Annotated in this window: 25 protein-coding genes and 1 tRNA gene; 15 read left to right on the forward strand and 11 right to left on the reverse strand. The window is 63.0% G+C overall.

Annotated elements, in window-relative coordinates; genetic code table 11:
- The first annotated feature begins 3 nt into the window (after window positions 1–3).
- The 10 genes from AC3A4H_RS22710 to AC3A4H_RS22755 all read left to right on the forward strand — a co-directional run bounded on the left by AC3A4H_RS22710 (window position 4) and on the right by AC3A4H_RS22755 (window position 9830).
- Window positions 4–1638 (forward strand): amidohydrolase, encoded by a 1635-nt coding sequence (locus AC3A4H_RS22710; RefSeq protein WP_487768737.1) that lies wholly within the window; start codon window positions 4–6, stop codon window positions 1636–1638.
- A 218-nt stretch (window positions 1639–1856) separates the two neighbouring features.
- Window positions 1857–2681 carry a helix-turn-helix domain-containing protein gene (locus AC3A4H_RS22715; protein ID WP_487768738.1) on the forward strand — a complete coding sequence of 275 codons (825 nt, stop codon included), beginning with the start codon at window positions 1857–1859 and terminating at the stop codon, window positions 2679–2681.
- 97 nt (window positions 2682–2778) lie between these two features.
- Entirely contained in the window at window positions 2779–3219 is a 441-nt protein-coding gene (locus AC3A4H_RS22720; RefSeq protein ID WP_348781056.1) for an SRPBCC family protein, read from the forward strand.
- Window positions 3220–3229: 10 nt separating this feature from the next.
- Window positions 3230–4024, forward strand: coding sequence for an FAD binding domain-containing protein (locus AC3A4H_RS22725; protein ID WP_487768739.1), 795 nt, complete (start codon window positions 3230–3232; stop codon window positions 4022–4024).
- Between the two features lie 36 nt (window positions 4025–4060).
- Window positions 4061–4546: a (2Fe-2S)-binding protein gene (locus tag AC3A4H_RS22730; protein WP_487768740.1), complete on the forward strand. Its 486-nt coding sequence runs from the start codon at window positions 4061–4063 to the stop codon at window positions 4544–4546.
- A 10-nt stretch (window positions 4547–4556) separates the two neighbouring features.
- Complete coding sequence (locus AC3A4H_RS22735) at window positions 4557–5924, forward strand: xanthine dehydrogenase family protein molybdopterin-binding subunit (RefSeq protein ID WP_487768741.1); 1368 nt, start codon at window positions 4557–4559, stop codon at window positions 5922–5924.
- Between the two features lies 1 nt (window position 5925).
- The gene (locus AC3A4H_RS22740; RefSeq protein WP_487768742.1) at window positions 5926–6939 is read left to right on the forward strand and encodes a xanthine dehydrogenase family protein molybdopterin-binding subunit; all 1014 of its coding nucleotides are present in this window, start codon (window positions 5926–5928) and stop codon (window positions 6937–6939) included.
- A gap of 2 nt (window positions 6940–6941) precedes the next feature.
- Window positions 6942–7826 carry an AAA family ATPase gene (locus AC3A4H_RS22745; protein ID WP_487768743.1) on the forward strand — a complete coding sequence of 295 codons (885 nt, stop codon included), beginning with the start codon at window positions 6942–6944 and terminating at the stop codon, window positions 7824–7826.
- Entirely contained in the window at window positions 7823–8932 is a 1110-nt protein-coding gene (locus tag AC3A4H_RS22750; protein ID WP_487768744.1) for a vWA domain-containing protein, read from the forward strand. The genes AC3A4H_RS22745 and AC3A4H_RS22750 overlap by 4 nt, the downstream gene beginning before the upstream one ends.
- 10 nt (window positions 8933–8942) lie before the next feature.
- A complete protein-coding gene (locus AC3A4H_RS22755) occupies window positions 8943–9830 on the forward strand; it encodes an amidohydrolase family protein (protein WP_487768767.1) in 888 nt (295 codons plus the stop codon).
- Window positions 9831–10236: 406 nt separating this feature from the next.
- On the opposite strand, the gene AC3A4H_RS22760 is transcribed toward AC3A4H_RS22755, so the two are convergent.
- A tRNA-Met gene (locus AC3A4H_RS22760) sits at window positions 10237–10313 on the reverse strand.
- Window positions 10314–10552: 239 nt separating this feature from the next.
- On the opposite strand from AC3A4H_RS22760, the gene AC3A4H_RS22765 reads away from it, so the two are divergent.
- Complete coding sequence (locus tag AC3A4H_RS22765) at window positions 10553–11506, forward strand: Gfo/Idh/MocA family protein (protein WP_487768745.1); 954 nt, start codon at window positions 10553–10555, stop codon at window positions 11504–11506.
- 107 nt (window positions 11507–11613) lie between these two features.
- On the opposite strand, the gene mnmA is transcribed toward AC3A4H_RS22765, so the two are convergent.
- Entirely contained in the window at window positions 11614–12798 is a 1185-nt protein-coding gene (gene mnmA, locus AC3A4H_RS22770; protein WP_487768746.1) for a tRNA 2-thiouridine(34) synthase MnmA, read from the reverse strand.
- A gap of 262 nt (window positions 12799–13060) precedes the next feature.
- On the opposite strand from mnmA, the gene sciP reads away from it, so the two are divergent.
- Complete coding sequence (gene sciP / locus AC3A4H_RS22775; protein WP_128628601.1) at window positions 13061–13336, forward strand: CtrA inhibitor SciP; 276 nt, start codon at window positions 13061–13063, stop codon at window positions 13334–13336.
- Between the two features lie 380 nt (window positions 13337–13716).
- Here sciP and AC3A4H_RS22780 read toward each other — a convergent pair whose 3' ends face one another.
- Complete coding sequence (locus tag AC3A4H_RS22780) at window positions 13717–14094, reverse strand: flagellar export protein FliJ (RefSeq protein WP_348781109.1); 378 nt, start codon at window positions 14092–14094, stop codon at window positions 13717–13719.
- Between the two features lie 440 nt (window positions 14095–14534).
- Here AC3A4H_RS22780 and ctrA point away from each other — a divergent pair, with 440 nt between their 5' ends.
- Window positions 14535–15230 (forward strand): response regulator transcription factor CtrA, encoded by a 696-nt coding sequence (gene ctrA, locus AC3A4H_RS22785; protein WP_348781108.1) that lies wholly within the window; start codon window positions 14535–14537, stop codon window positions 15228–15230.
- Window positions 15231–15328: 98 nt separating this feature from the next.
- Here ctrA and AC3A4H_RS22790 read toward each other — a convergent pair whose 3' ends face one another.
- Window positions 15329–15694 (reverse strand): response regulator, encoded by a 366-nt coding sequence (locus AC3A4H_RS22790; protein ID WP_487768747.1) that lies wholly within the window; start codon window positions 15692–15694, stop codon window positions 15329–15331.
- Between the two features lie 192 nt (window positions 15695–15886).
- Window positions 15887–16516 carry a histidine phosphotransferase ChpT gene (gene chpT, locus AC3A4H_RS22795; RefSeq protein ID WP_487768748.1) on the reverse strand — a complete coding sequence of 210 codons (630 nt, stop codon included), beginning with the start codon at window positions 16514–16516 and terminating at the stop codon, window positions 15887–15889.
- 320 nt (window positions 16517–16836) lie between these two features.
- Here chpT and AC3A4H_RS22800 point away from each other — a divergent pair, with 320 nt between their 5' ends.
- Entirely contained in the window at window positions 16837–17418 is a 582-nt protein-coding gene (locus AC3A4H_RS22800) for a DUF1134 domain-containing protein (RefSeq protein ID WP_487768749.1), read from the forward strand.
- A 112-nt stretch (window positions 17419–17530) separates the two neighbouring features.
- Window positions 17531–18625, forward strand: a complete 1095-nt coding sequence (locus AC3A4H_RS22805; protein ID WP_487768750.1) for a coiled-coil domain-containing protein — start codon at window positions 17531–17533, stop codon at window positions 18623–18625.
- On the opposite strand, the gene AC3A4H_RS22810 is transcribed toward AC3A4H_RS22805, so the two are convergent.
- From AC3A4H_RS22810 to AC3A4H_RS22835, 6 genes are all read right to left on the reverse strand, one after another.
- Complete coding sequence (locus tag AC3A4H_RS22810) at window positions 18614–19423, reverse strand: TrmH family RNA methyltransferase (RefSeq protein ID WP_487768751.1); 810 nt, start codon at window positions 19421–19423, stop codon at window positions 18614–18616. The two genes, AC3A4H_RS22805 and AC3A4H_RS22810, sit on opposite strands and share 12 nt — an antisense overlap.
- 56 nt (window positions 19424–19479) lie before the next feature.
- Entirely contained in the window at window positions 19480–19848 is a 369-nt protein-coding gene (locus AC3A4H_RS22815) for an ArsR/SmtB family transcription factor (protein ID WP_487768752.1), read from the reverse strand.
- Window positions 19849–19975: 127 nt separating this feature from the next.
- Window positions 19976–20752 carry a HugZ family pyridoxamine 5'-phosphate oxidase gene (locus AC3A4H_RS22820; RefSeq protein ID WP_487768753.1) on the reverse strand — a complete coding sequence of 259 codons (777 nt, stop codon included), beginning with the start codon at window positions 20750–20752 and terminating at the stop codon, window positions 19976–19978.
- Window positions 20753–20790: 38 nt separating this feature from the next.
- Window positions 20791–21966, reverse strand: a complete 1176-nt coding sequence (locus tag AC3A4H_RS22825; RefSeq protein WP_487768754.1) for a CaiB/BaiF CoA transferase family protein — start codon at window positions 21964–21966, stop codon at window positions 20791–20793.
- Between the two features lie 8 nt (window positions 21967–21974).
- Complete coding sequence (locus AC3A4H_RS22830) at window positions 21975–22736, reverse strand: 3-hydroxyacyl-CoA dehydrogenase (RefSeq protein ID WP_487768755.1); 762 nt, start codon at window positions 22734–22736, stop codon at window positions 21975–21977.
- 62 nt (window positions 22737–22798) lie between these two features.
- Window positions 22799–23320: a GNAT family N-acetyltransferase gene (locus tag AC3A4H_RS22835; RefSeq protein WP_487768768.1), complete on the reverse strand. Its 522-nt coding sequence runs from the start codon at window positions 23318–23320 to the stop codon at window positions 22799–22801.
- Window positions 23321–23436: the final 116 nt, after the last annotated feature.

Genomic DNA, 23436 nt, shown 5'->3' on the forward strand with positions numbered 1-23436 from the left:
ATCATGCTCCGACCTGAACTTATCGTCGTGAATGCCAATATCGTCACCATGGATCCGCTGACGCCGGGGGCGGAGGCCCTCGCGGTGGTCGACGGCCGCGTGGCGGCGCTGGGAACAAGCGCCGAAATCCGGGCACTTGCGTGCGCAGATACGCAGGTCGTCGATGCGGGCGGTCGCCTGGTCCTGCCCGGCTTTCAGGACACGCATATCCATTTGCAGGACAGCGGCTACCACTACGGCATGACCGCGGCGCTCGACGACGCCCGTACGCCGCAGGACCTCCAGGCGATCCTTCGCGAATTTGCGGCCAGCAACGACGGCAGCTGGGTCAATGGCGTCGGCTGGAATACGGGCATATTCACCGAGCACAATCTCGATCGCCATGTGCTGGACGCGGTCGTGCCGGATCGGCCATGTTTCATCCTTGCCGGGGACGGACACAATGCCTGCATCAACACCAGGGCCTGCGAAGCGGTCGGACTGGTCAAGGGTACAGCCGATCCGCACAACGGCCATTTCGTCGTTGACGCCGCCGGAGTGCCGACCGGCCTGCTCTATGAAGATGCGGTGAAGTGGGTCGAGGATCGCATGCCCGAGGTGACCGATGCCGACTATGCCGACGGCGTCCGCTACGGGCAGGCGCTCTGCAATCGCAATGGCATCACCGGGGTCCTCGACGCACTCGTCGAAGAGCGTCATGCACGTGTATACAAGGGCATGGCTACGCGGGGGGAGCTGACGGTTCGCGTCTGCGCCACGGCCAAGGTCTTTCCTCGGGAGACTACGTCTGCGGCCCTTGCGCGTGTGAACGAGCTTCGCAGCAACAATGCCCTTGAGATGTTCCGCATCCACTCGGCGAAGTTCTTCCTTGACGGCGTCATGGAGAACCGTACGGCAGTGATGCTCGAGGACTACTCCGATGAGATCGGTGGTAATGCACCTTTGATGTTCGGATACGAGCAGGTGAAGGAACTCTTTGTCGCCTTCGACGCCGCCCGCTACCAGATTCATGTGCATGTGATCGGCGACGGCGCCGTGCGTGCTGCACTCGACGGGCTGGAGGCGGCAAAGGAAAAGAACGGGCTTTGGCCGAGCCACCACCAACTTGCGCACATCCAGTGCATAGACCCGGCCGACATTCCGCGTTTTCGCAAGCTTGGGGCAGTCGCCAACGTTCAGGCACTTTGGGCGCGAAACGAACCCTCCGTAACCGATGTGGCGCTACCGATGGTAGGTGAAGAGCGAGGCAAATGGATGTACGCGTTCCGCTCGCTGATCGATGCGGGTGCCGACTGGACGCTCTCCTCCGACTGGGGCGTATCGACGCTCAACCCGTTCCAGATCATGGCGACCGCGCTCACACGCCAGCCTCCCAGGAAGAATGGCGATCATCCGGTCTTCCTGGCCGAACAGCGGCTAACCCGAGAGGAGTGCATCAAGGGCTACACCGTCAACGCTGCGCGGTCGGCCTGGCGCGAGGCGAGCACAGGCTCGCTATCTGTCGGCAAACACGCCGATCTTATTGTCCTCGACCGGAATATCTTGACCTGCGATGTCTACGATATCGGCGACACAGAAGTGCTGTTGACCCTGCTGGGTGGAAGGCAGGTGCACCGCTCAGAAGCCTTTGCGTCATAGTTGGCGTGCTCAACGGGGTTTTTTGCAACGGCTGAATGGGAGCGCAAAGGGTCTGCTGCGCGTCATCGCGGTGGTCATGAGAGGAGTTGCGTGTGCGGGGCTCAGGAGGGCTCCCAACCTGTAGCAGTGTCTCAAACCTGCTTGAGCCCGAGTCTTGACGAACCCATCTGGTCGGACCAAAATCTCCAAGGGTGCATAAGGCAGCACTCGGAGGGGAAATGGCCTCGATCAAGCTCTTTTCGGGCGCGTTCGGGCATGTGTCGGTTCTGAGTGCGGCCAGCGACCTGGTCACACATGCTCATACGGAGGCGCACATCATCGTCTGGCTCGAGGGCGATCCGGGCTCGATGATCGTAGGCGGCAAGGAAGTGCGGCTTGGGCCGGACGAAGCAATCTGCGTGAACTCCATGCAGCCGCACAGCCACCATTTCCCGGAAGGCAAGCCCGGCTCGTTCCTCGCCTTTTATATTCGGCCCGAATGGGCGGCTCTGCGGCTTGGACGCAAGCCGGGCGAGCCGCTGTTTCGCAGACCCGCCGCACCGCTGGACGACGAATTGCGCGCGACAACGACGGGGCTCTTCAACACTCTCACGGGTGCTGTCGAAGCGGGTGACTTTGCCGCTTACGAAATCGAGCGCATGACAGAACGGCTGATCGAGGCAATCGATGCCGCGCAATTGCCGATGTCTACCCGGGCGGGGAAAGCCGGGCATCTCGACTACCGCATTCGCAAGGCGCTGGCCTTGATGGAGGCCAATCTATGCGGCCGCGTCGGACTTGACGAGGTGGCGCGCAGCGTCGGGCTTTCGCGGCCGCATTTCTTCACGCTGTTCAAGGAACAGATGAAGCTGACGCCGAACGTCTACTGGAACACGCTGCGCATGGAGGAGGCGCTGCGGCAGATCAAGGGCTCGGAGGAGCCCCTCACCTCCGTTGCCTGCAATCTCGGTTTCACGACGCAAGCCAACTTCACCCGCTTCTTCCGCGACCATGCGGGCGTCGCCCCAACGCTCTACCGCGAGGCGGCGCGCGCCGGCGCCTGAACTTTTTCAGACTTCTCGATAAGGCTTCCAGACGCATCGATAAGCGAGGCTTCCCGGCGGCGCTAGGCTGATCCTTGTTGCAACGGGAGGAGCCGGCATGCCGACAGTGACCATCTCAAGCGTGATCGACGCGCCCGTCGAAAAGGTCTGGCAGCGCATTCGCGACTACAACGGATTGCCGAGCTGGCATCCGCGCATGGTCGAAAGTCATATCGAGGACGGGAGGGCAGCAACCGACATAGGCTGCGTGCGCAATTTCAAGGTGGTCAGCGGCGCCACCATCCGCGAAAAACTGCTGGCCTTCTCCGATGACGATCATCTCGTCAGCTACTCGATCATCGAGACGCCGCAGCCGATCTCGAACCACGAGGCGACACTGCAACTGCGCCGCGTGACCGATGGCGAGCGCACCTATGCGGAGTGGACCGCCACCTTCGATACCCCTGCCGATCAGGCCGAGACCGTTGCCAAGGGCATGGGGGAAAATGTCTTCCAGGGTGGTTTCGACGCGCTGAAAAACCATTTCGCCGACGCGTAAGGAGGCGGCCATGCCACTCTCGCTACAGACTTTTGCCACGGTCGAGGAGGCCAGTGTGACGCTGAGAGCCGCCGGCACGCGCTATCTCGGCGGCGGAACGCTGTGCGTACGCGCGGCCAATGAAGGCGATCTGTCGTTCGGCACATTCGTGCGCTCCACGGAGAAATCACTGCGCGAAATTCGCATGGCCGATGGCGTCGTGAGCATCGGAGCGTCGGTCACGATGGCCGAGATCGCGCGCCACGAGAAGCTGTCGCCCATCGCCAATGCCGCGCGCGCCGTCGGCGGACCCGCCGTGCGCAACATGGCGACCGTCGGCGGAAACCTCTTCGCGCCTTCGCCCTATGGCGATTTTGCGGTGGCGCTGCTGGCGCTGGACGCGGCGGTGACGATCGAAGGCCGCGAAATGCCGCTCGACGCCTTCTTGCCGAACCGCGATGCGGCCAGCGGGATCGTCACCAGCGTGCGCTTCGGCCTGCGCGGGGCAGAAAACTTTCGCTTCCTGAAGGTGTCGCGGGTCAAGCCGAAGGGCGTTTCCGTGCTTAGCATCGCGGCGGTCGTCGAATTGGCGGCGGACGGCACGGTTGCATATGCACGCCTCGCGCTCGGCTGCATGGCCGACCGGCCGATACGCGCAAAAGGAGCGGAGGAAGCACTAATCGGCAAGCCTCTCACGGCAGTGGGCGTCGCCGGGGCAATCGAACGCGCGGGCGAAGGTATCGACCCGCCGACCGATCCGGTCGCCAGCGCCTGGTATCGCCGGGAGGTATTGCCGGTGCATTTGCGCCGGCTGCTGGTCGGTTGAAGAGAATCTACCCAGCCGAGCGCCAGGGAGGAGACGATGGCGAAGAAGGTTCCAGTCGAACTGACGCTGAATGGCGAGGAGCGCGCCGAGTTCGTGGAGAGCGGCTCGACGCTGCTCAACGCGCTGCGCGAGAGGTTCGGCGATACCTCGCCGAAGGGCGGCTGCCACCAGGGCACTTGCGGCGCCTGTTCGGTCCTGATTGATGGCGAATTGACGCTCTCTTGTCTTGTATTGGCGGAAAGCTGCCAGGAGGCGCGGATCGTCACAACGGCCGGTCTTTCGCAGGATGGCGTCATGCATCCGCTGCAACGCGCCTTCCTCGACGGGTTTGCGGCGCAGTGCGGTTTTTGCACGCCGGGCATGATCATGGCCGCCAAGGCGCTTCTGGACACCACGCCCGATCCGAGCCGCGAAGAGGTGATCGAGGCGCTTTCCGGCAATATCTGCCGCTGCACCGGTTACGAGCCCATCATCCAGGCCGTGCTTTCAGCGGCGCGCGCCAATACGCTCAACATGGCCTGAGGAGGAAGGCATGATCCGCCTCGCGAAGGAATACTTTTCCGACGAACGTCAGGACGATCTCAATCAGATCGGACAGAGCCTGCAGCGCTCCGACGTGCCGGGGCACGTGACCGGCAAGACCGCCTATTTCGCCGACCGCAGCTTCCCCGGCATGCTCCATCTGAAGATGGTGCGCAGCCCGCATCATCATGCGCGCATCCGCTCCATCGATGTGTCGGAGGCCGAGCGGCACCCGGGCGTCGTGCGGGTACTGACCCACAGGGACGTGCCGCACAATGTCTACACGATCCTGATCCTCATCCAGATCGGCCCGGAAGACGAACAGGTGCTCGCGGCCGACAAGGTGCGCTGGAAAGGCGAAGCGGTCGTCGCTGTGCTCGCTGACTCCGAGCGCGCCGCGCATGAGGCCGCGGCCAAGGTCAAGGTGGACTATGAGGTGCTGCCCGCCGTGCTTGACATGGATGCCGCACTCGCTCCGGGCGCGCCCATCGTCAACGAGTACCACGGCAACAACTACTACACCTATGACAGCGGCAGCCACCGCAAGGTTCGTTTTGGCGATGTCGAGAAGGGCTTTGCCGAGGCCGATCACATCCTGGAACAGACCTACGAATCTTCGCCCATCGAGCAGGCGCCGACCGAGACCACCGGCTGCATCGTCGTGCCGGAAGGCAATGACCGTTTCACCTGCTACACCAATACGCAGGCGCTGTTCTTCACGCTCGACAATACCTCGATCATCCTGCAGATGCCCGGGCACAAGCTGCATTTCATCGGCGGCACTGTGGGCGGAGGCTTCGGCGGCAAGGTGGACGTGATAGTCGAGCCGATTGCCATCCTGGCCTCCCGGCTAACCGGCAGGCCGGTCAGCTTCATCTACAGCCGTTATGAGGAAATGCAGATTTCCTCGCCCCGCGCGGCAGAAAAGATCGTGATCAAGGACGGCGTGACCCGCGACGGGCGCATCCTGGCGCGCAAGGTCACCGGCTACACCGACGCCGGCGCCTATTCGCGCCACTCGCCCTATGGAGCGCAAAAGGGTGCGGCGCACTACCCCGGCCCCTATACGGTGCCCAATGTGTGGATCGACACTTACTGCGTCTACACCAACCGCACGCCGTCATCCGCCATGCGCGGCTTCGGCGTCACCATCGCCGCTTTCGCGCTTGAAGTGCAGATGGACAAGCTGGCGCGGTTGATCGGCATCGATCCGCTCGAATTCCGCTTCATCAACGCCTATCGCGACGGCGACATGAAGGCCCATCGTCAGCCGACCGAAGGCGCGGCGCTGATTGAATGCATGCAGGAGGCGTCGAGGGCGGCAAACTGGCCGGTGGCCGAAAAATACCTGCGAATGTCTTCCTACAAGGAGGTCTGAAATGGCAATCAGGCGCGGGCGCGGCGTTGCGGCGGTCAACTATCCGACCGGTATGAATCTGGGTGGTGATCCGAGCCAGGCGCTCGTGCACTCCACCCCGACCGGCAACTTCATGGTGACACTGTCATCGGTGGACCTCGGTCAGGGGCTGAAGCAGGTGATGGCACAGATCTGCGCCGAGACGATTGGCGTCTCGGCGGACCAGGTCACGATCGACACCGCGGATACCGACACCGGTCCGCACTGCATGGGGACATTTGCCTCACGTGGCACGCACCGGATCGGCAACGCCATCATTCAGGCTGCGACCGAGGCCCGGCAGGTCATGCTGGAAGTGGCGGCCGAGGAGATGGAGGTCGACGCCGCAGACCTCGAAACCGACGGCAAGGGCAACATCCATGTGAAGGGCGCGCCGCAGAAGTCGATTTCGATCTTCGACACGGCGCTTGCCGCGCATTTCAAGCGCGGCCGCTCGATCTCCGGTCGTGGAATGTTTCTGGTGCCGCGGTCGTACCCAGAGACGGAGACCGGCGCCATGAAACCGGCGACTTGCTACGCGCATGCCTGTACCGTGGCGGAAGTCGACGTCGATGATGAAACCGGCGAGGTCGCCGTCGTCTCGATCAAGAACGTCTTCGAGATCGGTCGGGCGCTGAACCCGAAAATGGTCGAGCAGCAACTGATCGGCGGCTCCTGGATGGGCATCAGTCATGCGCTTTACGAGACGACCGAACCCTACTATCCGAACCGTGATCATTGTGGCACCGACTTCAACCAGTATCTGATGCCGGGGCCGGGCGACCTTGCGCAGACGGAAATCATCGTTCTGGAGCGCCCGTCCTCCGATGGTCCCTATGGTGCCAAGGGCCCAGGGGAAATGTGCGCGAACCCGCAGATTCCCGCAGTGGCCAACGCGGTCTTCGATGCGGTTGGTGTGCGCATCGACAGGCTGCCGATCACACCCGAACGCATCCTGCGTGCGCTGAAGCAACAGCGCGCTGGCGCCGGAGCCTGACGGTGGCAGGCCAGCCGTCAGCTCCGTTGCCGGTGGCATCGCCCGAGGATCTGGCCGGGCGCCTTGCCGAGGCGGACTATATTGCCGATGACGGTCTGGCGACAGCGATCTTCCTGGCGATCCGGCTCGGCAAGCCCCTGCTGCTCGAAGGCGTGCCGGGGGTCGGCAAGACCGAGGCGGCAAAGGTCCTGGCCGGCCTCTTGGACACCGAACTCGTCCGGCTGCAGTGCTATGAGGGCATCGACGCCGCCCACGCGCTCTACGAATGGAACTACCAGCGCCAGCTCCTCGCCATCCGGCAGGCCGGCGAGCGCGAGGTCGATATCTATGACGACCGCTTCCTGATCGAGCGGCCGCTGCTGCAAGTCCTGCGCGCGCCATCGCAACGGGTGCTGCTTATCGACGAGATCGACCGCTCCGATCACGAGTTCGAGGCGCTGCTGCTGGAGTTCCTGTCGGACTTCCAGATCACCATTCCCGAGCGCGGCACGATCCGCACCACCTCGCGGCCGATTATCATACTCACCTCGAACCGGACACGCGAACTGGCGGAAGCGTTGCGCCGCCGCTGCGTCTACCATTGGATCGGCTATCCGGATGCGGAGCGCGAGGCACGGATCATCGCCATGCGTGCCTCTGACGTTGTTCAGGCGACGGCGCACGCCGTGGCGACCGCAGTTCGCGATATTCGCGCCCGCCCGCTCGCTAAGCCTCCCGGCATCTCGGAGGCGGTGGAATGGGCGAATGCAGCGATGGTGCTTGAGAGGGCCGGTAGCAGCTGGCCGGAAGCGTTCCGCCGCGCCCTAGGCGTCCTCATCAAGGACGAGGAGGATCTCGCATATATCGCGCCGGAACTCGACCGAATCGTGGAGAGGGCACTGGCATGACCGCGCTTCCACCTGCTGCGGCGAATCTGCTCGGATTTGCGCGTCTGCTGCGCGCTGGCGGCTTCATTGTCGCGCCCGAGCAAGTCGTTACCTTCATGCAAGGAGTCACTCTGCTGGGTCCCCGTTCGATGAAAGATATCCATGGCGCGGCCCGTGCCGCCCTTGCGCCCCCGCCGGACCGGATGGACGAATTCGAGGCCTTGTTCCGCAGCTGGTTCTGGGGCGACGCGATGGTCGTCGCGGACGGCGAGGACGACGAGGAGACGCGCATCAGGGATGACAGCGGCATCGTGAGGGAGAAGCGGGAACCGCCGCGCAGGGAAAGGGGCGGGGAGCTTTCTTCCCGCAAGGAACAGTTGGGCGACAGGGTTTTCGTCGCCGATGACGACGCGCGCCTCGAGCATTTTGGCAGGCGCCTTCGAACCGCACTCCCGACGCGGCGCTCGTTTCGCAGCAACCGGGCCGTTTCGCGGGGTAGGATCGACTTGCGGCGGTCGCTGCGCGCGATCGTTGGCGCAGATGGCGACATTCCTCGCCCGGATCTGCGACGGCGTGCCGAGGTGGCGCGCAAGCTGTTGCTCCTCATCGATATTTCGGGATCAATGAAACGGCACACGTCAGACTATCTGAAACTCGCGCACGCTATCGTGCAGAATGCCCCGCGCGTCGAGGTGTTCACTCTGGGCACGCGTCTGACGCGCATCACGCCAAGCCTCAAGCTGCGCGACCGCAGCCGGGCGATGGCTCGCGCGGCAGAAGTCGTCGAGGACTGGGACGGCGGTACGCGCATCGGGCCGACGCTGCTCGCCCTGCTGGAGATACCGCGTTTCGCCGCCTTCGCCCGCGGCGCTGCTGTGGCGATCCTGTCCGACGGGCTGGAGCGCGGCAGCCATGCCGAGATGGAGGCAGCGATCCGCCGACTTTCCGCGCGGGCTTTCCGGACTTTGCTGCTGACACCGCTTGCGGCCGATCCCCGCTTCCAACCGCAGACAGCGGCCCTTAAGGCCATCCTGCCCTATCTCGATGATCTGGTCGACGGCTCCTCGATCGAGAGCATCACAACTTCCATCCTGTCCCTCTCTCGGCCTGCTGTGGAGACGATCTGAAGGTGCCATGATGCAGAAGATCATCGATTCCCACTTCCATATCTGGCGGCAGAAGGACCAGCCGTGGCTTGTCGGACCCATGGTGCCGCGCATTTTTGGGCCTTATGAGCCGATCCGCCGCGACTACCCGATCGAGGAATTTCTTGAAGACCAGCGGCACGCGGGCGTCGAGAAAGCCGTCTATGTCCAGACGAACTGGGCCAAGGAGGATTTCGAGAAGGAGGTCGCCTTCGTCAGCGAGACGGCGGCGTGCACCGGCTGGCCGCACGCAATCGTGGGCTATGCCGACATGACGGTCGACGACGTTCGGCCCCAGCTCGACCGTCTGATGAAATACCCGCTGCTGCGCGGCGTGCGCATGCAGCTTCACTGGCACGAGATGCCTGCATTCCGTTTCGCAAGCCACGCGCGTCAGGTGATCGATCCGAAGGTGCGCGCCAATGTGCGCTGGTTGCAAGACTACGGCCTGTCCTTCGATCTGCAGCTTTTCCCGCCGCAGATGGAGGATGGGCTGCAACTGATCGGCGAGAACCCACAGATCGAATTCATCCTCACCCACGCGGGTATGCTGACCGCAAGTGACGAGAAGACGATCGACGAGTGGCGCAGCGGTCTGAGCACGCTCGCCAAGGCGCCGAACCTCACCGTAAAGCTGTCGGGACTGGGGACCTTCGAGCACCGCAACGACCCGGTTTTGATCGCGATGGTCTATGATACGGCCATCGAGATCCTTGGTAGTGGCCGGCTGATGTTCGGGTCGAACTTTCCGATCGAGAAATTATGGACCAGCCATGCCGATTTGATCACTGCGCACCGCACGGCAGCGGCGACATATAGCGAGGTCGATCAGGCTAACATTTTCTGGCGCACTGCAGAGCGCATCTACAGACCGGCATAGCGACCCAAGAACCCACCGATCAGCGCTTTGGGTGCCGCGGAATATCCGCTTAGGGTCATCACTTCCGGTTCCGGGGCGACGTGCGCAGCGGGTTCCTTCCTCGGCCCCCAAGCTGCCGGGCGGCAACGCGCCCATAAGCTTGAGGTCCTGAAGCAGGAAGTCCCAGACATGAAGATTGAGCCGCACCCGACTCTGATCAAGCGTCACCTCGATGTCACTGCAAAACCCCAGCCACTTCTGGAGAAGGGCGCTCACGCGGACGTTCCTGACTTGGTGATCATTCGTGACCTGATTGAAAAGGTCGTCGTGAATCCCGACAAGTCGCTCCAAATCGTCCGGCGCTTGGACGCTTTAACAGACGCTATTCAGAAGTTTGGCAATCCCACGGAGACTGTGTGGGGAGCGATGGTAGCGGAGGACGGATTTGAACCGCCGACACAAGGATTATGATTCCTCTGCTCTAACCAACTGAGCTACTCCGCCCCCGCAGCAGAAAGCTTGAAGTCCGCCCCAATAGGCGGGGCATTTCGAAGCGCTTTGCTAAGGCTGGGCGGATATAAGGTGGTGCTGCCCACCCTGTCAAGCAGCTTAGTTCGGGGTTTGTTGACGATTTTTCCATGCGGCGGCAGCGCTTGGCGGAATCGATGGAGAGCCCGGGGGTTGAGTTCGAAACGGCGCGCCGTTATGTCTCCCCCCACCTGTTCTTTGAGTTCAAAAAATCGATGAAACCGCGAATTGCAGTTCTGGGATGCGGATATTGGGGCTCCAACCACATCCGTACCCTAAAGGCTTTGGGCGCCCTCCATGCGGTTTCGGACGCCAACCGCGCGCGCGCCGAAGGGTTTGCCAGCGAGCAGGATTGCCTCGCCATCGACCCGGACGCCTTGTTTTCGCGACCTGACGTCGATGCCATCGTCATGGCGTTGCCGCCGCAGTTCCACGCCGAAGCCGCGATCAAGGCGGTCGAGAACGGCAAGGACGTTCTGGTGGAGAAGCCGATCGCGCTCACCGTGGCGGATGCCGAACGCGCGGTGGCGGCAGCCCGCGCGCATGGGCGCATCTTCATGGTGGGCCATGTCCTGCGCTTCCATCCGGCCTTCGAGAAGCTGAAGGCGCTGATAGACCAGGGCGAACTTGGAGAGGTGCGCTACATTCACTCGCACCGGCTCGGGCTTGGAAAATTCCACACCGAGAACGACGCGCTGTGGGACCTGGCGCCGCATGACCTTTCGATGATCCTGGCGATCACCGGCGCGGAGCCTGTGGAAATTCGCGGCGAGGGCGCGGCCCTGCTCGACCATCTCAGCGATTTTGCGCATCTGCACATGCGCTTCCCCAATGGTTTGCGCAGCCATTTGTTCGCTTCGCGCCTCAATCCCTATCGCGAGCGCCGCCTGACGGTGGTCGGCACTCGGGCCATGGCGGTTTTCGATGACGTCGAGCCGTGGGAGCGAAAGCTCGCCGTCTATCGCCACGCGGTCTGGCAGGACAGCGGCCAGTGGGCCTTCACCGCCAACGAGCCCACCTATATCGACGTCGAAGAGGGCATGCCCCTCACGCGCGAACTGGAACATTTCCTGTCGTGCATTCAGACGCGTCAGCCGCCGCTGACTGGCGGCGAGGAGGCGATCACCGTGCTGCGGATCCTGACGGCGGGCTCCGTCACTCACGGTTGATGCGAAGGCGGCCGGATAACCCGGCCACCGTTCAGCCAACTTGAAGCCTATTGCAATCTGCGGGTGCGGCGGACCGCCGGTGGAAACCCGCGCGCTGCTGCAGCGGCCTATTCTGCCGCCACCGGTGTCGAAGCCAGCTTCGAAAGCATCGCCTCGGCTTCGGCGCCCCGCTCCGACCGTTCGATGAAACCGCCGCCAAGCACGCGCGCATCGTTGCCGTCGTCTTCATAAAGGACACAGGCCTGTCCGGGCGCGACGCCCGATTCGCCGTCGCCAAGCTCGACCCAGGTGACGCCGTCGCGATTGTGCAGCATGGCGGGGCGAGGCGGCCGGCTGGAGCGTACCTTGGCGAAAAGCTCCACGCCTTCCGGCGCGATTTCGTTCAGCGGCGTGTCGCCCAGCCAGTTGATGTTGCGCAGATAGATCTTGTGCGTCTCAAGCGCCTCACGAGGGCCTACGATCACGCGGGCCCTGTCTGCGTCGAGGTGAACGACATAGAGCGGTTCGCCCGATGCGATGCCGATTCCGCGCCGCTGGCCGATCGTATAGCGCAATATGCCCTCGTGCTTGCCCAGCACACGGCCGTCGATGTGGACGATCTCTCCCGGCGTGGCGGCTGCCGGCTTCAGCTTTGCGATGATGTCGGAATATTTGCCCTGCGGCACGAAGCATATGTCCTGGCTGTCGTGCTTGTTGGCGACCGACAGGCCGAGTTGTTCCGCGATGGCGCGCACTTCCGGCTTGGACATGCCGCCAAGCGGAAAGCGCAGGTAGTCGATCTGCTCCTGCGTGGTGGCAAACAGGAAATAGCTCTGGTCGCGGTCGGCATCGACCGGCCGGTAGAGCGCACGGTGGACGCCATTGGGCCGGGAGCGAATGTAATGGCCTGTCGCCAAGGCATCGGCGCCAAGCTCGCGCGCGGTTTCCAGCAGGTCGGCGAACTTCACGGTCTGGTTGCAGGAGACGCAGGGAATCGGCGTTTCGCCCGAGACGTAGCTCTCCGCGAAGGGATCGATGACGGCCTTGCGGAAGCGTTCCTCATAGTTGAGCACATAGTGAGGAATGCCCAAGGTCTCGGAAACCCGGCGTGCATCATCAATGTCCTGGCCGGCGCAGCACGAGCCGATGCGGTGCGTGGCTGCGCCGTGGTCGTAGAGCTGCAGCGTCACGCCAACCACGTCATAGCCCTCGCGCTTGAGGATGCCGGCGACGACGGAGGAATCGACCCCGCCCGACATCGCAACCACGACGCGGGTGTCTTCAGGCCGTCCGGGCAGGTCCAGGCTGTTCATCAAAGAAGTCCGTTTCAGCTTTTGCGGGGTTCATGCCAACGACCGGAATATAGGTCAAGCAAGGCGCAAGCGCCACCTTTGGCGTCCCGACTTGGAACGTTGCGGCCCAGGAGTGGCGTGCGGCACCCGGCCGGTGAGCAAGTTTTATGGCTAACAAATGGTTTACGAACAATACACAAGGCCGGCTCCGGATTTAGGCAATTTTTAAAGCTAGGGCGATAAGGTGGTTCCGATTGGGTCTTTGAGTTTTGTAGAGAGTACTATGACCGATCTGGTTAGACCGCGCGTCAAATATGTTATTGGGCCGGATGGCAGCCCGCTTACGGTTGCTGATCTTCCACCGTCGAACACCCGGCGTTGGGTCATTCGGCGGAAGGCCGAGGTGGTGGCAGCCGTGAGGGGAGGGCTTCTCAGCCTCGATGAGGCGTGTCAGCGCTACAAGCTCACCACGGAAGAGTTTCTCTCGTGGCAGGCTTCCATCGATGAATATGGCCTTGCCGGATTGCGCACCACTCGCATTCAGCAATATCGCCATTGAGTTGCACAGAGGCGCCGTCGAAGGTTTGAGCCTTTCGGCGGCTCTCGTTACGAAGACCTATCCGGCCGGGCCCTCGGGTCCGGCCGTTTCCATGTGGCAATGCGGCGATGTCTCGATGGCTGGTTGACGTCGCTCCCGCACCACGCGGGAGACGGCGGCCAAACGTAATCGCTGATGCGGCGATCAGTTTGCCGGTGTGGATTCTTAAAAAGTATGGATGTGCCGCGCTTGTGGCACTGGGGCCAAGGTCCGACTGCGCCTGAGCCCAATTGCGCACGACCAGGGCTCAATCCAGCGGTTTCCCTATTCGTCCGCTTCCGAATATTGTGGCCCGGCGGCGGTCAGGTTTGCCCGGAAATACAGGGGCCGTTGGCCGGCAGTCAGCCGATCATGGCGCTGCGGCCAGTCGCCGCGACGTCCCGCGTCTTGCCGTCGCGAGATTCCAGCAACTCGGCCTTGGAAAGCTCCGCTTCAGCTTCGTCGAGTAATGATTCGGCAGCGGCCCTCTGCTGCATCAGATCGGACTTAGAGTTCTTGAGATTGTCGCGGCGCAGGCGCGCCGCCTTGGCGAAGGTCGGATAGGCGAAATGGTTGATGTCGGTGATGCCGGCCTTCTTTTCCTCGGCTTCGATCTGAAGCTCGAGCTCGGTGGCCATTCGGTCGAATTCCGCGATCATCATGTCGAGCTGCATGAGTTGGCGGCGTTTCTCGCTCACCTGAAACTGCTTCAGCCTAACGAGGTTTTCACGTGACTTCATTATTCGATACTCCCGCACACGCGCACATCCCAATCAAACCGCTTCTCTCAGGCCCGACCGTCGGTGAAGGCTCTGGTGTGGCGACACGATAGGAAACAAAGTCCTAAGATTCTCCGCGTCGGTAACCATTCGTTTACGGGCGTTGTTAATCATACGGGGCAGGGCTTAAGGGGCGGTAAAAATCCAGTCGCGAAAGCTAATGATCGGAAGCGGAATCCACAGCGGCGCTTATTGTCATTTGTTAATGTGACGCTTTAGGAATTGGCCTCGCGATTCATGTTTAGATTCAATGGGGTGTAGACGAGGGTTAAAAAACCGATATTGCTTGAAACGAAAAATTAGGTTTTGTTAACCATTCGATGACAGCCTGTGATCCAGGCAATCACTGCCGCGGCGCCGAAAGCTGGCGAAGCGGTTCGGCGGCAGAAAAGGGGATTGAAATGCGTGTTCTGCTGATTGAAGACGATAGTGCGACCGCACAGAGCATCGAGCTGATGCTGAAGTCCGAGAGCTTCAACGTCTACACGACGGATCTCGGCGAAGAGGGCGTCGATCTCGGCAAGCTCTACGACTACGATATTATTCTTCTGGACCTGAACCTGCCGGACATGTCGGGTTACGAGGTGCTGCGCACGCTGCGGCTCTCGAAGGTCAAGACGCCGATCCTCATCCTGTCCGGCATGGCCGGCATCGAGGACAAGGTGCGCGGCCTCGGCTTCGGCGCCGACGACTACATGACCAAGCCGTTCCACAAGGACGAACTGGTCGCGCGCATCCACGCCATCGTGCGTCGCTCGAAGGGGCATGCGCAGTCGGTGATCACCACTGGCGACCTCGTCGTCAATCTCGACGCAAAGACCGTCGAGGTGGCTGGCCAGCGCGTGCATCTGACCGGCAAGGAATACCAGATGCTCGAGCTGCTTTCGCTGCGCAAGGGCACGACGCTGACGAAGGAGATGTTCCTCAACCATCTCTATGGCGGCATGGACGAGCCCGAGCTGAAGATCATCGACGTCTTCATCTGCAAGCTGCGCAAGAAGCTCGACACCGCGTCCGGTGGCCAGAACTATATCGAGACCGTTTGGGGCCGCGGCTATGTGCTGCGCGAGCCCGAGGAAATTCGCGAAAGCGCCTGATCGCATCCTCTTTTCGCGATGGTTGCCTTGCTGGACCCGGCTCTGCCGGGTCTTTGCATTTTGGGGCACGGCGCCAGGTCCGCAGGGAACTTGCGCGTTCAGGCGGCTTCGAGGTTGCGGAACCGCGCCAGAAGTTGCGAGCGATCGAACGGCTTGAGCAGGTAGTCGTCCGCGCCGGCACGCTTGGCGCGCATGATGGCGCTGATGTCGAGTTCGACGAGGCAGACGGCTATTCGGGGCCTCACCGGCGTTTCAAGGGCGCGGATGCGGCGAATCACCATGTCGCTTGGCATGTCGGGCAAGGCTCCGTCGACAACGATGATGTCGGGCATTTCGGTCGCACATGCATCGATTGCCTCGGAGCCGGTCGAGGCCTCCATAACCAGCATGTCGGAACCGCTCAGGATTCGCCTGGCGACCTTGCGCACGACGTTTGAATCGTCAACGAACAGACAGCGCTTCAATTCCATTTCCGAAGCTCCCAGCAGCCGAATGCCTTGCAATGTGACGGCACCTTAGGGCGGAGAGGGTAAAAAAGCGGACAATTGGTTGGGTAAAGTTTGGGTAAAGCACCAACGCGGGCACACCCCCAAATGCAAAATGCCCCCGCAGTGCGGAGGCATTCCATTGGTTGACGCGTGGTGCTGTGTTCCGGCTCAGGCGGCCGCGAAGACGATCTCTTCCGATGTGGCGTGGATCGATATGGTCATGCCGGCCTCGCGAGACAGAAGCAGGGTGTAGTAGGGCTGGATGGCGTGGGCGTCGATCGGCTCCTCCGGGGTCCTGCCGGAATGCAGTTCGAGGAACTTCGGCGGCACGCGCAGCATCGGGCCGCTGGCCTTGATCGAGAACTTCGGCTCCGTCTCGACGTCGTCGAGCGTCACGTCGATCTTGCCGCCGCGCGGGATCGCGCCATTGGCCACCAGGATCATGTTGAGCAGCAGCTTGACCTTGTTCTTGGGCAGCAGCGCGCGACGCCCGGTCCAGGTCAGTTCAGGCTTCTCGTTCTTCAGGAACGCGGTGGCAACCGTTTCAGCGTCGCCCGTGTCGATCATCATTCCGGCCGAACCGGCTGCTCCGAAGGCAATGCGGGCAAACTGCAGCCGGGCCGAGGCGTTGCGCGCGCTGGTGCGGATGAGGTTCATCGCATCCTCGTCGGCCCCGCCTTCGTCGAGAAGTTCCAAACCGTTGTTGATGGCGCCGACCGGCGAAATGATGTCGTGGCACACCCGGCTGCACAGGAGCGCGGCAAGGTCGGGCGCGGACAGGGCAAAGGTGTCGGCCATGGTAGGAATCCCCTCGAAAAAATATTGCCGGCGCCGGCTGGGCTGCCGCGCCGCCTCAGACGAATCATTTTGAACGCCGATAATACAGACTGGGACGGCGGGGAGGGAGTTCCTGTCATCAGCGCCTGCGTAGGCCAGGCTTCCGGTGGAAAAGGCTTCTTTGTGCCGTACCTGCCTTCTATCCGCCTTCTTCTGGCCAAGCTTAATAGTTGGAAAACGTTTGGGGCATAATTTGCGGATAATCGAATGCGGAAGCGGCCGCCAAAGAGCCGCACAGCAGAGGCGTCAGCGAGAGTGCTCGCGGACGGAGAATTGAAAGCATGCTTTTCACAAGTTACGACCGGGTCCTGTATCGTTTGATCGCAATGGTTCTTGCGGCGTTGAGCCTCCTGGCCTTTTCGCCATTGGCGGCGCGCGCGCAAGAATATTCGGCCCAGGAGATTGTCGATTCCGGGCATCGCTTCTTCGGCGCGACCTCCGGCGGCCTGGCATCTGCCGTCGAGAAGATATTCGCCTCCTATGGCCTGCCCAACGGGTACATCCTGGGCGAGGAAGGCTCCGGCGCCTTGATCGGCGGGCTGACCTATGGCGAGGGGACGCTCTACACGAAGAATGCCGGCGACCACAAAGTGTTCTGGCAAGGGCCTTCCCTCGGCTGGGATTTTGGCGGGCAAGGGTCGCGCACGATGATTCTCGTCTACAATCTGGATGATATTTCCAGCTTGTACGGGCGCTTCGGCGGCGTTTCCGGCGCTGCTTATATCGTGGCCGGCTTCGGCTTCAATGTGCTGAAGAACAACAACATTCTGCTGGTTCCGGTCCGCACGGGCGTCGGCGCTCGCCTTGGCGTCAATCTCGGCTATCTGAAGCTCACCTCGGAGCCGACCTGGAATCCGTTCTAGGCATCGCCTACGGATCTCGCTGACTTCTGCCGCAAACGTTGCTCGCGGGGCACGCTTGTGGCAGAGAAATTGAGGGTGTGGAGGCGTGCTCGCCCGCAACGGATAATGTAGCGTGATCCAGTCGGTCCTGTTCTTTGTTCTCGGCTTCCTCTGCGCCGGCTTCGTCGTGGCGCTGTTTGCGCCTGCGGCCCTGCGGCGCGCGGCCAGGCTGACGCGCAAGCGCATCGAAGCCACCATGCCGCTGACACCCGCCGAGATCCAGGCCGACAAGGATCAAGTTCGCGCAGAGGCCGCCATGGCGGTCCGCCGGCTTGAGATGACGGTGTCCTCGCTGCGCGACCGCACCGCCACGCAGATGGTCGACATCGGCCGCGGGCTCGAGGAGATCAAGGCGCTCACCGCCGCGGGTGACCAGAAGAGCCAGACAATCGCGACCCTGGAGGCGCAGACCGAAGCCCTCCGCGCCGACCTTGCGGCCCGGAACGAGGAAATCCGCCACCTGACGGCCAGGCTGGCGGATGCCGAAAGCGCGCAGGCGATGAATGCCGCTGAGGTGGAGAAGCTTGGCGCGATGTATGACGAGGCCAGTTTCGCCTCCAGCACGCGCCAGATCGAGCTCGTGGCGCGCGAAAGTGAAAACGAGAAACTCGCCGAAACGGTGCTGCAGCTCAAGGCTCAGCGCAAGGAGGCCGAGGCGCGCGCCCAGGCGATGGCGCTGGACGCCAGAACCGCGCGCGAGGAGGCGAAGGCCGAAAGGAAGCGGGCGAACGACATGGAAAAGAAAATAGAGCGATTGACGTCCAAGCTCGCCAGCAGCGAGGAAAAGCGCAAGGCGGCAGCCCGTTCTAAGGCGCCTGTGCTGGATGGCGACGTCGACCAGGTGGTTGCCAAGCTTTCGGCCGATCGGGATCGGCTGGAGGAGCGGCTGACCGCGCTGGCGCGCGAGAACAAGCGCCTCAAGACTTCCAGGGATGCTGCCACTGCATCGCCGGTCACGGTCGCGAGGGACGGCGAAAGCGCACGGCTCCGGGAGCAGATGAACGAACTGGCCGCAGAAATGGTCAGCCTGACGGCCATGCTGGACGGCCCGGACTCGCCGATCATCAAGGCGCTTGATAATCCACCCGTCGAGTTCGACGGCCCCGAGCGACCGATCAGCCTGGCAGATCGCGTAAAGGCATTGCGCAAGGCGGCGTCAGCCGGTTGACGCCGGCTGGGCAAAGTGATGCAGCGTGATCGCTGAAGCGGCGGCGACGTTCAGGCTGTCGAACCCGGGCGCCATCGCAATCCGCACCGTCCGCAGCCGTCCCAGAATCTGTTCCGGCAGGCCATCGCCCTCGGTGCCGAAATAGACCGCCAGCCGAGGCGGCCTTTTCATGCCGCGGCACTCGATCTCCCCGCGGGGCGAGAGTGCGACCTGCTCGAAACCCCTGGCCGCCAGAGCTTCGATGAGTTCGTTTGGGGTTGCCGCCACCGCGAATGGTACTTTCAGCGCGGCGCCCACTGAAACCCGGATCGCCTTTCGATAGAGCGGGTCGCAGCACGTATCGTCCAGGAGCACGGCGTCAGCGCCAAAGGCGGCGGCGTTGCGGAAGATCGCGCCCATGTTGTCGTGATTGGAAATGCCCACAAGCACCACGACAAGCGCCTGGGGGGGCAGGGCGTCCAGCGCGGATTCGATCGGCTCATGCGCTCTCTTGCGCCCAATCGCCAGGACGCCGCGGTGCATGTGGAAGCCGGCGATGCGGTCGAGTACGTCGCCCGACGCCACGTAGACGGGCAGGTCCGGCGGAGCCAGCCGCAACGTGTCCGCCATGCCGGCGACCCGGTTTTCCAGCAGCAGCACCGATTCGGCCTCGAAGCGCCGCGCAGAAAACAGCACGTTCAGCACGACCTTGCCTTCAGCCACGAACAGCCCCTGCCGGCCGGCAAGGTCGCGTTCGCGTATGTTCATATAGGCGGCGACACGCGGGTCCGCCGGGTCGTCGATTCGTAAAAGCTGCATTGCCGCCTCGGCCGCTGATCGGGAGACGGCCGTTAAACGAGCTGGCCGGAGACTGGTCAAGTCTTCAGGTCGCCCGCACGCAGCCGGCTCTCTTCCATGATCCTCAAGGTCGCCGGCGTCTGCCCATCTGCCTCATTGAAAATGGCATCGAGCGTGCTCAGCAGGCGGCGCACGGCGTCCGAGTTGCAGGAATAATAGATGGTCTGCTTGTCGCGGCGGGTTTCCACCAGCCCGGCGCCGCGCAGCTTGGCCAGATGCTGCGACAATGCCGATTGGCTCAGCCCCACATGATCGGCTATCGCCCCAACCGACATCTCGCCCCGGCCCAGCAGGCGGCTGACAATGATGAGGCGCTTTTCGTTCCCCAACAGGGAAAGAAGTGTCGCTGCCGCGCCGGCGTGTTCGATAACAGGTTTCGATAGCATTAGTGCCCCCGCAAATTCTCGGTGGTGGACGTTACGGGGGCAGATAACGTCGATTGTCTTCTGTTAGCCGGCGTCTGGCGGCGTGCGTCTCGCTCGGCGTGTTCGCGACAGCTTCCCGAACGATAAACTAGCTTGGCGTGCCTGCAGTTCTCCCAGCCTTGGCCATGTCGACCAGCATCTTTCTCAATTCGCCGGCATCCGTCAACTTGTGCGGGAAAAATATGCGCTTGATCGTGTCGCCGGAGGCGATGTCCATTCCTTCCGGATCAAGGCCGGTCAGCGTCCAGCCGTCGCCGCTGGCGCCGGCAAAATGGTGGGCATAAATTTCGATGGCATCGCGATGGTCGGCATTCATGTGGTCCAGCGCGCCCTGTTCGCTCTCGGCCAGCGCTTCCAGGGCGGGACTTTCGGTGATCAGGTCGGCGCGGGTGAGGTTGTAGGCGCGGCCGAAGCCGCCATTCAGGCTTGCGCCCTGCACGTCGAGCCGGAAGAAGGAAAAATCGCCGAGGCCGACATAAAGCTGTGCCTTCGGGTTGCGGTTCAGGTAGCGGCGCTGCGCCCGTTCATGCTCGGGCGTGCCGCGCTCCAGCTTCACGGCCCGGCAAGCCAGCGAGATGCGCGGATGGGCCAGCGGATCTCCCTTGCCGGCTTCGCCGAGCAGCAGCGAACAGCGCGGATCTGCCAGCAAGGCCGGCGTGTGAGCGGCAAGCATCGAGATGAGGATCAAAGGCGTTCCGTCAATATCATTGGCAACGCCGACCCTGCTTGCCAGCGGCGCACCGGTATTCGGCTCCAGCACAGCGATGGCCCCGTGACGGGCGGTGCGCAGCAGCGTCTTGCCGAGCGTGATCGCCTCCTGCGTGGTCTCGAGTACACCGTCCTTTTTCTTCTCGCCACCAGCCACGCCAATACCCTCGCAAAATCATGACAAACATTGTCTACTTATTTGCCGACAATGCCGTCCTTGGCAAGTGCCTCCGCCTCCGCTTCGGAAAAACCGAAGCGGGCAAGGATGGAAGCGGCATCGCAGGCGGCGCCGGCCGGTGCGCCCGCGGGTTCTGCAGCGGTACGCGAAAAGCGCGGCGCGGGGGCAGGGCGAACGAAGCCGCCGGCTTCGATATGGCTCTGGCGGGCGCGGTTGTGCGGGTGGCGTGCTGCCTCACTGAACGAAAGCACCGGCGCCACGCAGGCTTCGGTTCCCTCGAAGATCGCCGCCCATTCGTCGCGGCTCTTGCGTGCCACCCGTTCGGCTATCGCCGCGCGCATTTCTTCCCAGGCGCTTCTGTCATACTGCGCCGCCACGAAACGGGCGTCGAGCGGCAGCAGCCGCGCGAATTCGGCGAAGAAATGCGGCTCCAGACAGGCCACGGCGATGTGGCGGCCGTCGGCGGTTTCATAGGTGTCGTAGAAGGGCGTGCCGGAATCGAGAAGGTTGTTGCCGCGCCACTCGTTCCATATGCCTGCGGCCATGAAGCCGAAATAGGGTGCGGCAAGCATGGAGGCGCCTTCGATCATCGATGCGTCGATGACCTGGCCCTTGCCGGAGCGGGAGCGCTCGAACAAGGCCGCCAGCAGGCCTGCGATCAGCATCATGGTGCCGCCGCCGTAGTCTCCCACGAGGTTGAGCGGCGGCACCGGCCTGCCGCCCTTGTGGCCGATTGCATAGAGAGCACCGGAATAGGCGAGATAGGTTAGGTCGTGGCCGGCGCGGGGGGCCAGCGGGCCGGTCTGGCCGAAGCCGGTCAGACGGCCGTAGATCAGCCGCGGGTTGCGCGCGCAGGCGACTTCCGGTCCGAGGCCGAGCCGTTCCATGACGCCAGGCCGAAAGCCCTCGATCAGCACGTCGGCGCGCTCCACCAACCGCAGCACGAGTTCGGCCCCTTCCGGGCGCTTGAGGTCGACCGTCAGTATCTCACGGCCGTGGCGGTCGAGGTCATACTGCGGCGGCAGGCGCAGGAAGGCGCGGTCGTTGCTCGGCCGCTCGATGCGGACAACGCGCGCCCCCATTTCGGCCAGCATCAGCCCGGCCAACGGGACGGGGCCGAGCCCGGCCAGTTCCACCACCGTCAGGCCGGCAAGCGGTCCCTTCATGTCGCAATCGGCCTGCGCGGAACTCATTTCGCAGTCTATCTCGGCGGCATGCGGATCGCGCCGTCGAGCCGGATCGTCTCGCCGTTCAGCATCTGGTTTTCGACGATGTGAAGCGCGAGCGCGGCATATTCCGACGGCTCGCCGAGGCGGGGCGGGAAGGGCACGGCCGCGCCCAGCGAATCCTGCACTTCCTGCGGCATGCCGGCCATCATCGGCGTCTTGAAGATGCCCGGCGCGATGGTCACGACGCGGATGCCGGAGCGGGCAAGGTCGCGCGCGACCGGCAGCGTCATGCTCACCACGCCGCCCTTGGACGCCGAATAGGCGGCCTGGCCGATCTGTCCGTCGAACGCCGCCACGGATGCAGTGTTGACGATCACGCCGCGCTCACCGCCTTCGAGCGGGTCGAGCTTGGCCATGCGGTCGGCGGCCAGGCGGATCATGTTGAAGGTCCCGATGAGGTTGACCTCGATCACCGTGCGGTAGACGTCGAGCGGGTGCGGCCCATCCTTGCCGACGGTTTTCATGCCGACCGCTATGCCGGCGCAATTGACCAGTATGCGCGGCGTGCCGAGTTTCTCGGTCACTTCGGCTATGGCTCTTTCCGCATCTTCGGCGCTGACCACGTCGCATTTGACGGCTACGCCACCGATATCGGCTGCCACCTTGTGTGCACGGTCGATGCCGATGTCCAGAACGCCGACCTTGACGCCATGAGCCGCAAGTGTCCGCGCGGTAGCCTCGCCCAGCCCCGAGCCGCCACCGGTTACGATTGCAATCTGGTCCTTGGGGTTCATGGGGAGCACCTCTCCGGTTATCTGCCCCATGCTACGGAGCCCTGCGCGGCCGCGCAACAGGGCTAGTGCTGGCTTACCCCGTCGACCAGGTTGGCATGGCAGACATCGCCTGCAAGCAAAGCCACGGCACCTGGCCGGATCTCGACTGCGAGCAGCCGGTTGGGATCGACCGGGCGCGGCATGGCGACCTGGCCGTATGGGATTTTCTTGAAGCCGAGCGGGCCATAATAGGGCTCGTCGCCGACGAGAACCACCGAAGGTGCGCCCGCCTGTTCTGCCGCCTCCAGCGCCATGGCCACCAGCCTGCGCCCGATGCCGATATTCTTGAACGACGGCCTGACTGCAAGCGGCCCCAGCAGCAGCGCGCGGCCCTTGCCAGCCGCGATCCAGGTCATTCGCACCGAGGCAATCACGATGCCGTCATGCAGTGCCACGAAGGAAAGCTGGCGGTCGTGCGGGCCGCCTTCACGGATCTTGTAGGCGGCACGCGTGAAGCGGCCGGGCCCGAAGGCCTCCTCGTTGATGGCATCGATTTCAGGATCGTGCGCCGGCAGTTCCGGCATATAGGTCACGGCAAGAGTCATCGTCATTGCAGTCCGTCGAGGGAAGACTAATCGCCGCGCGCAGCGGCGCTCGCTGTCCGCGCTGGTTCAAGCGCGGGTGCTGATTCGTCGTCGGTCGAACCGGATATGTGCAAAGA

Source organism: Pseudaminobacter sp. Soil_N_29 (assembly GCF_057656055.1).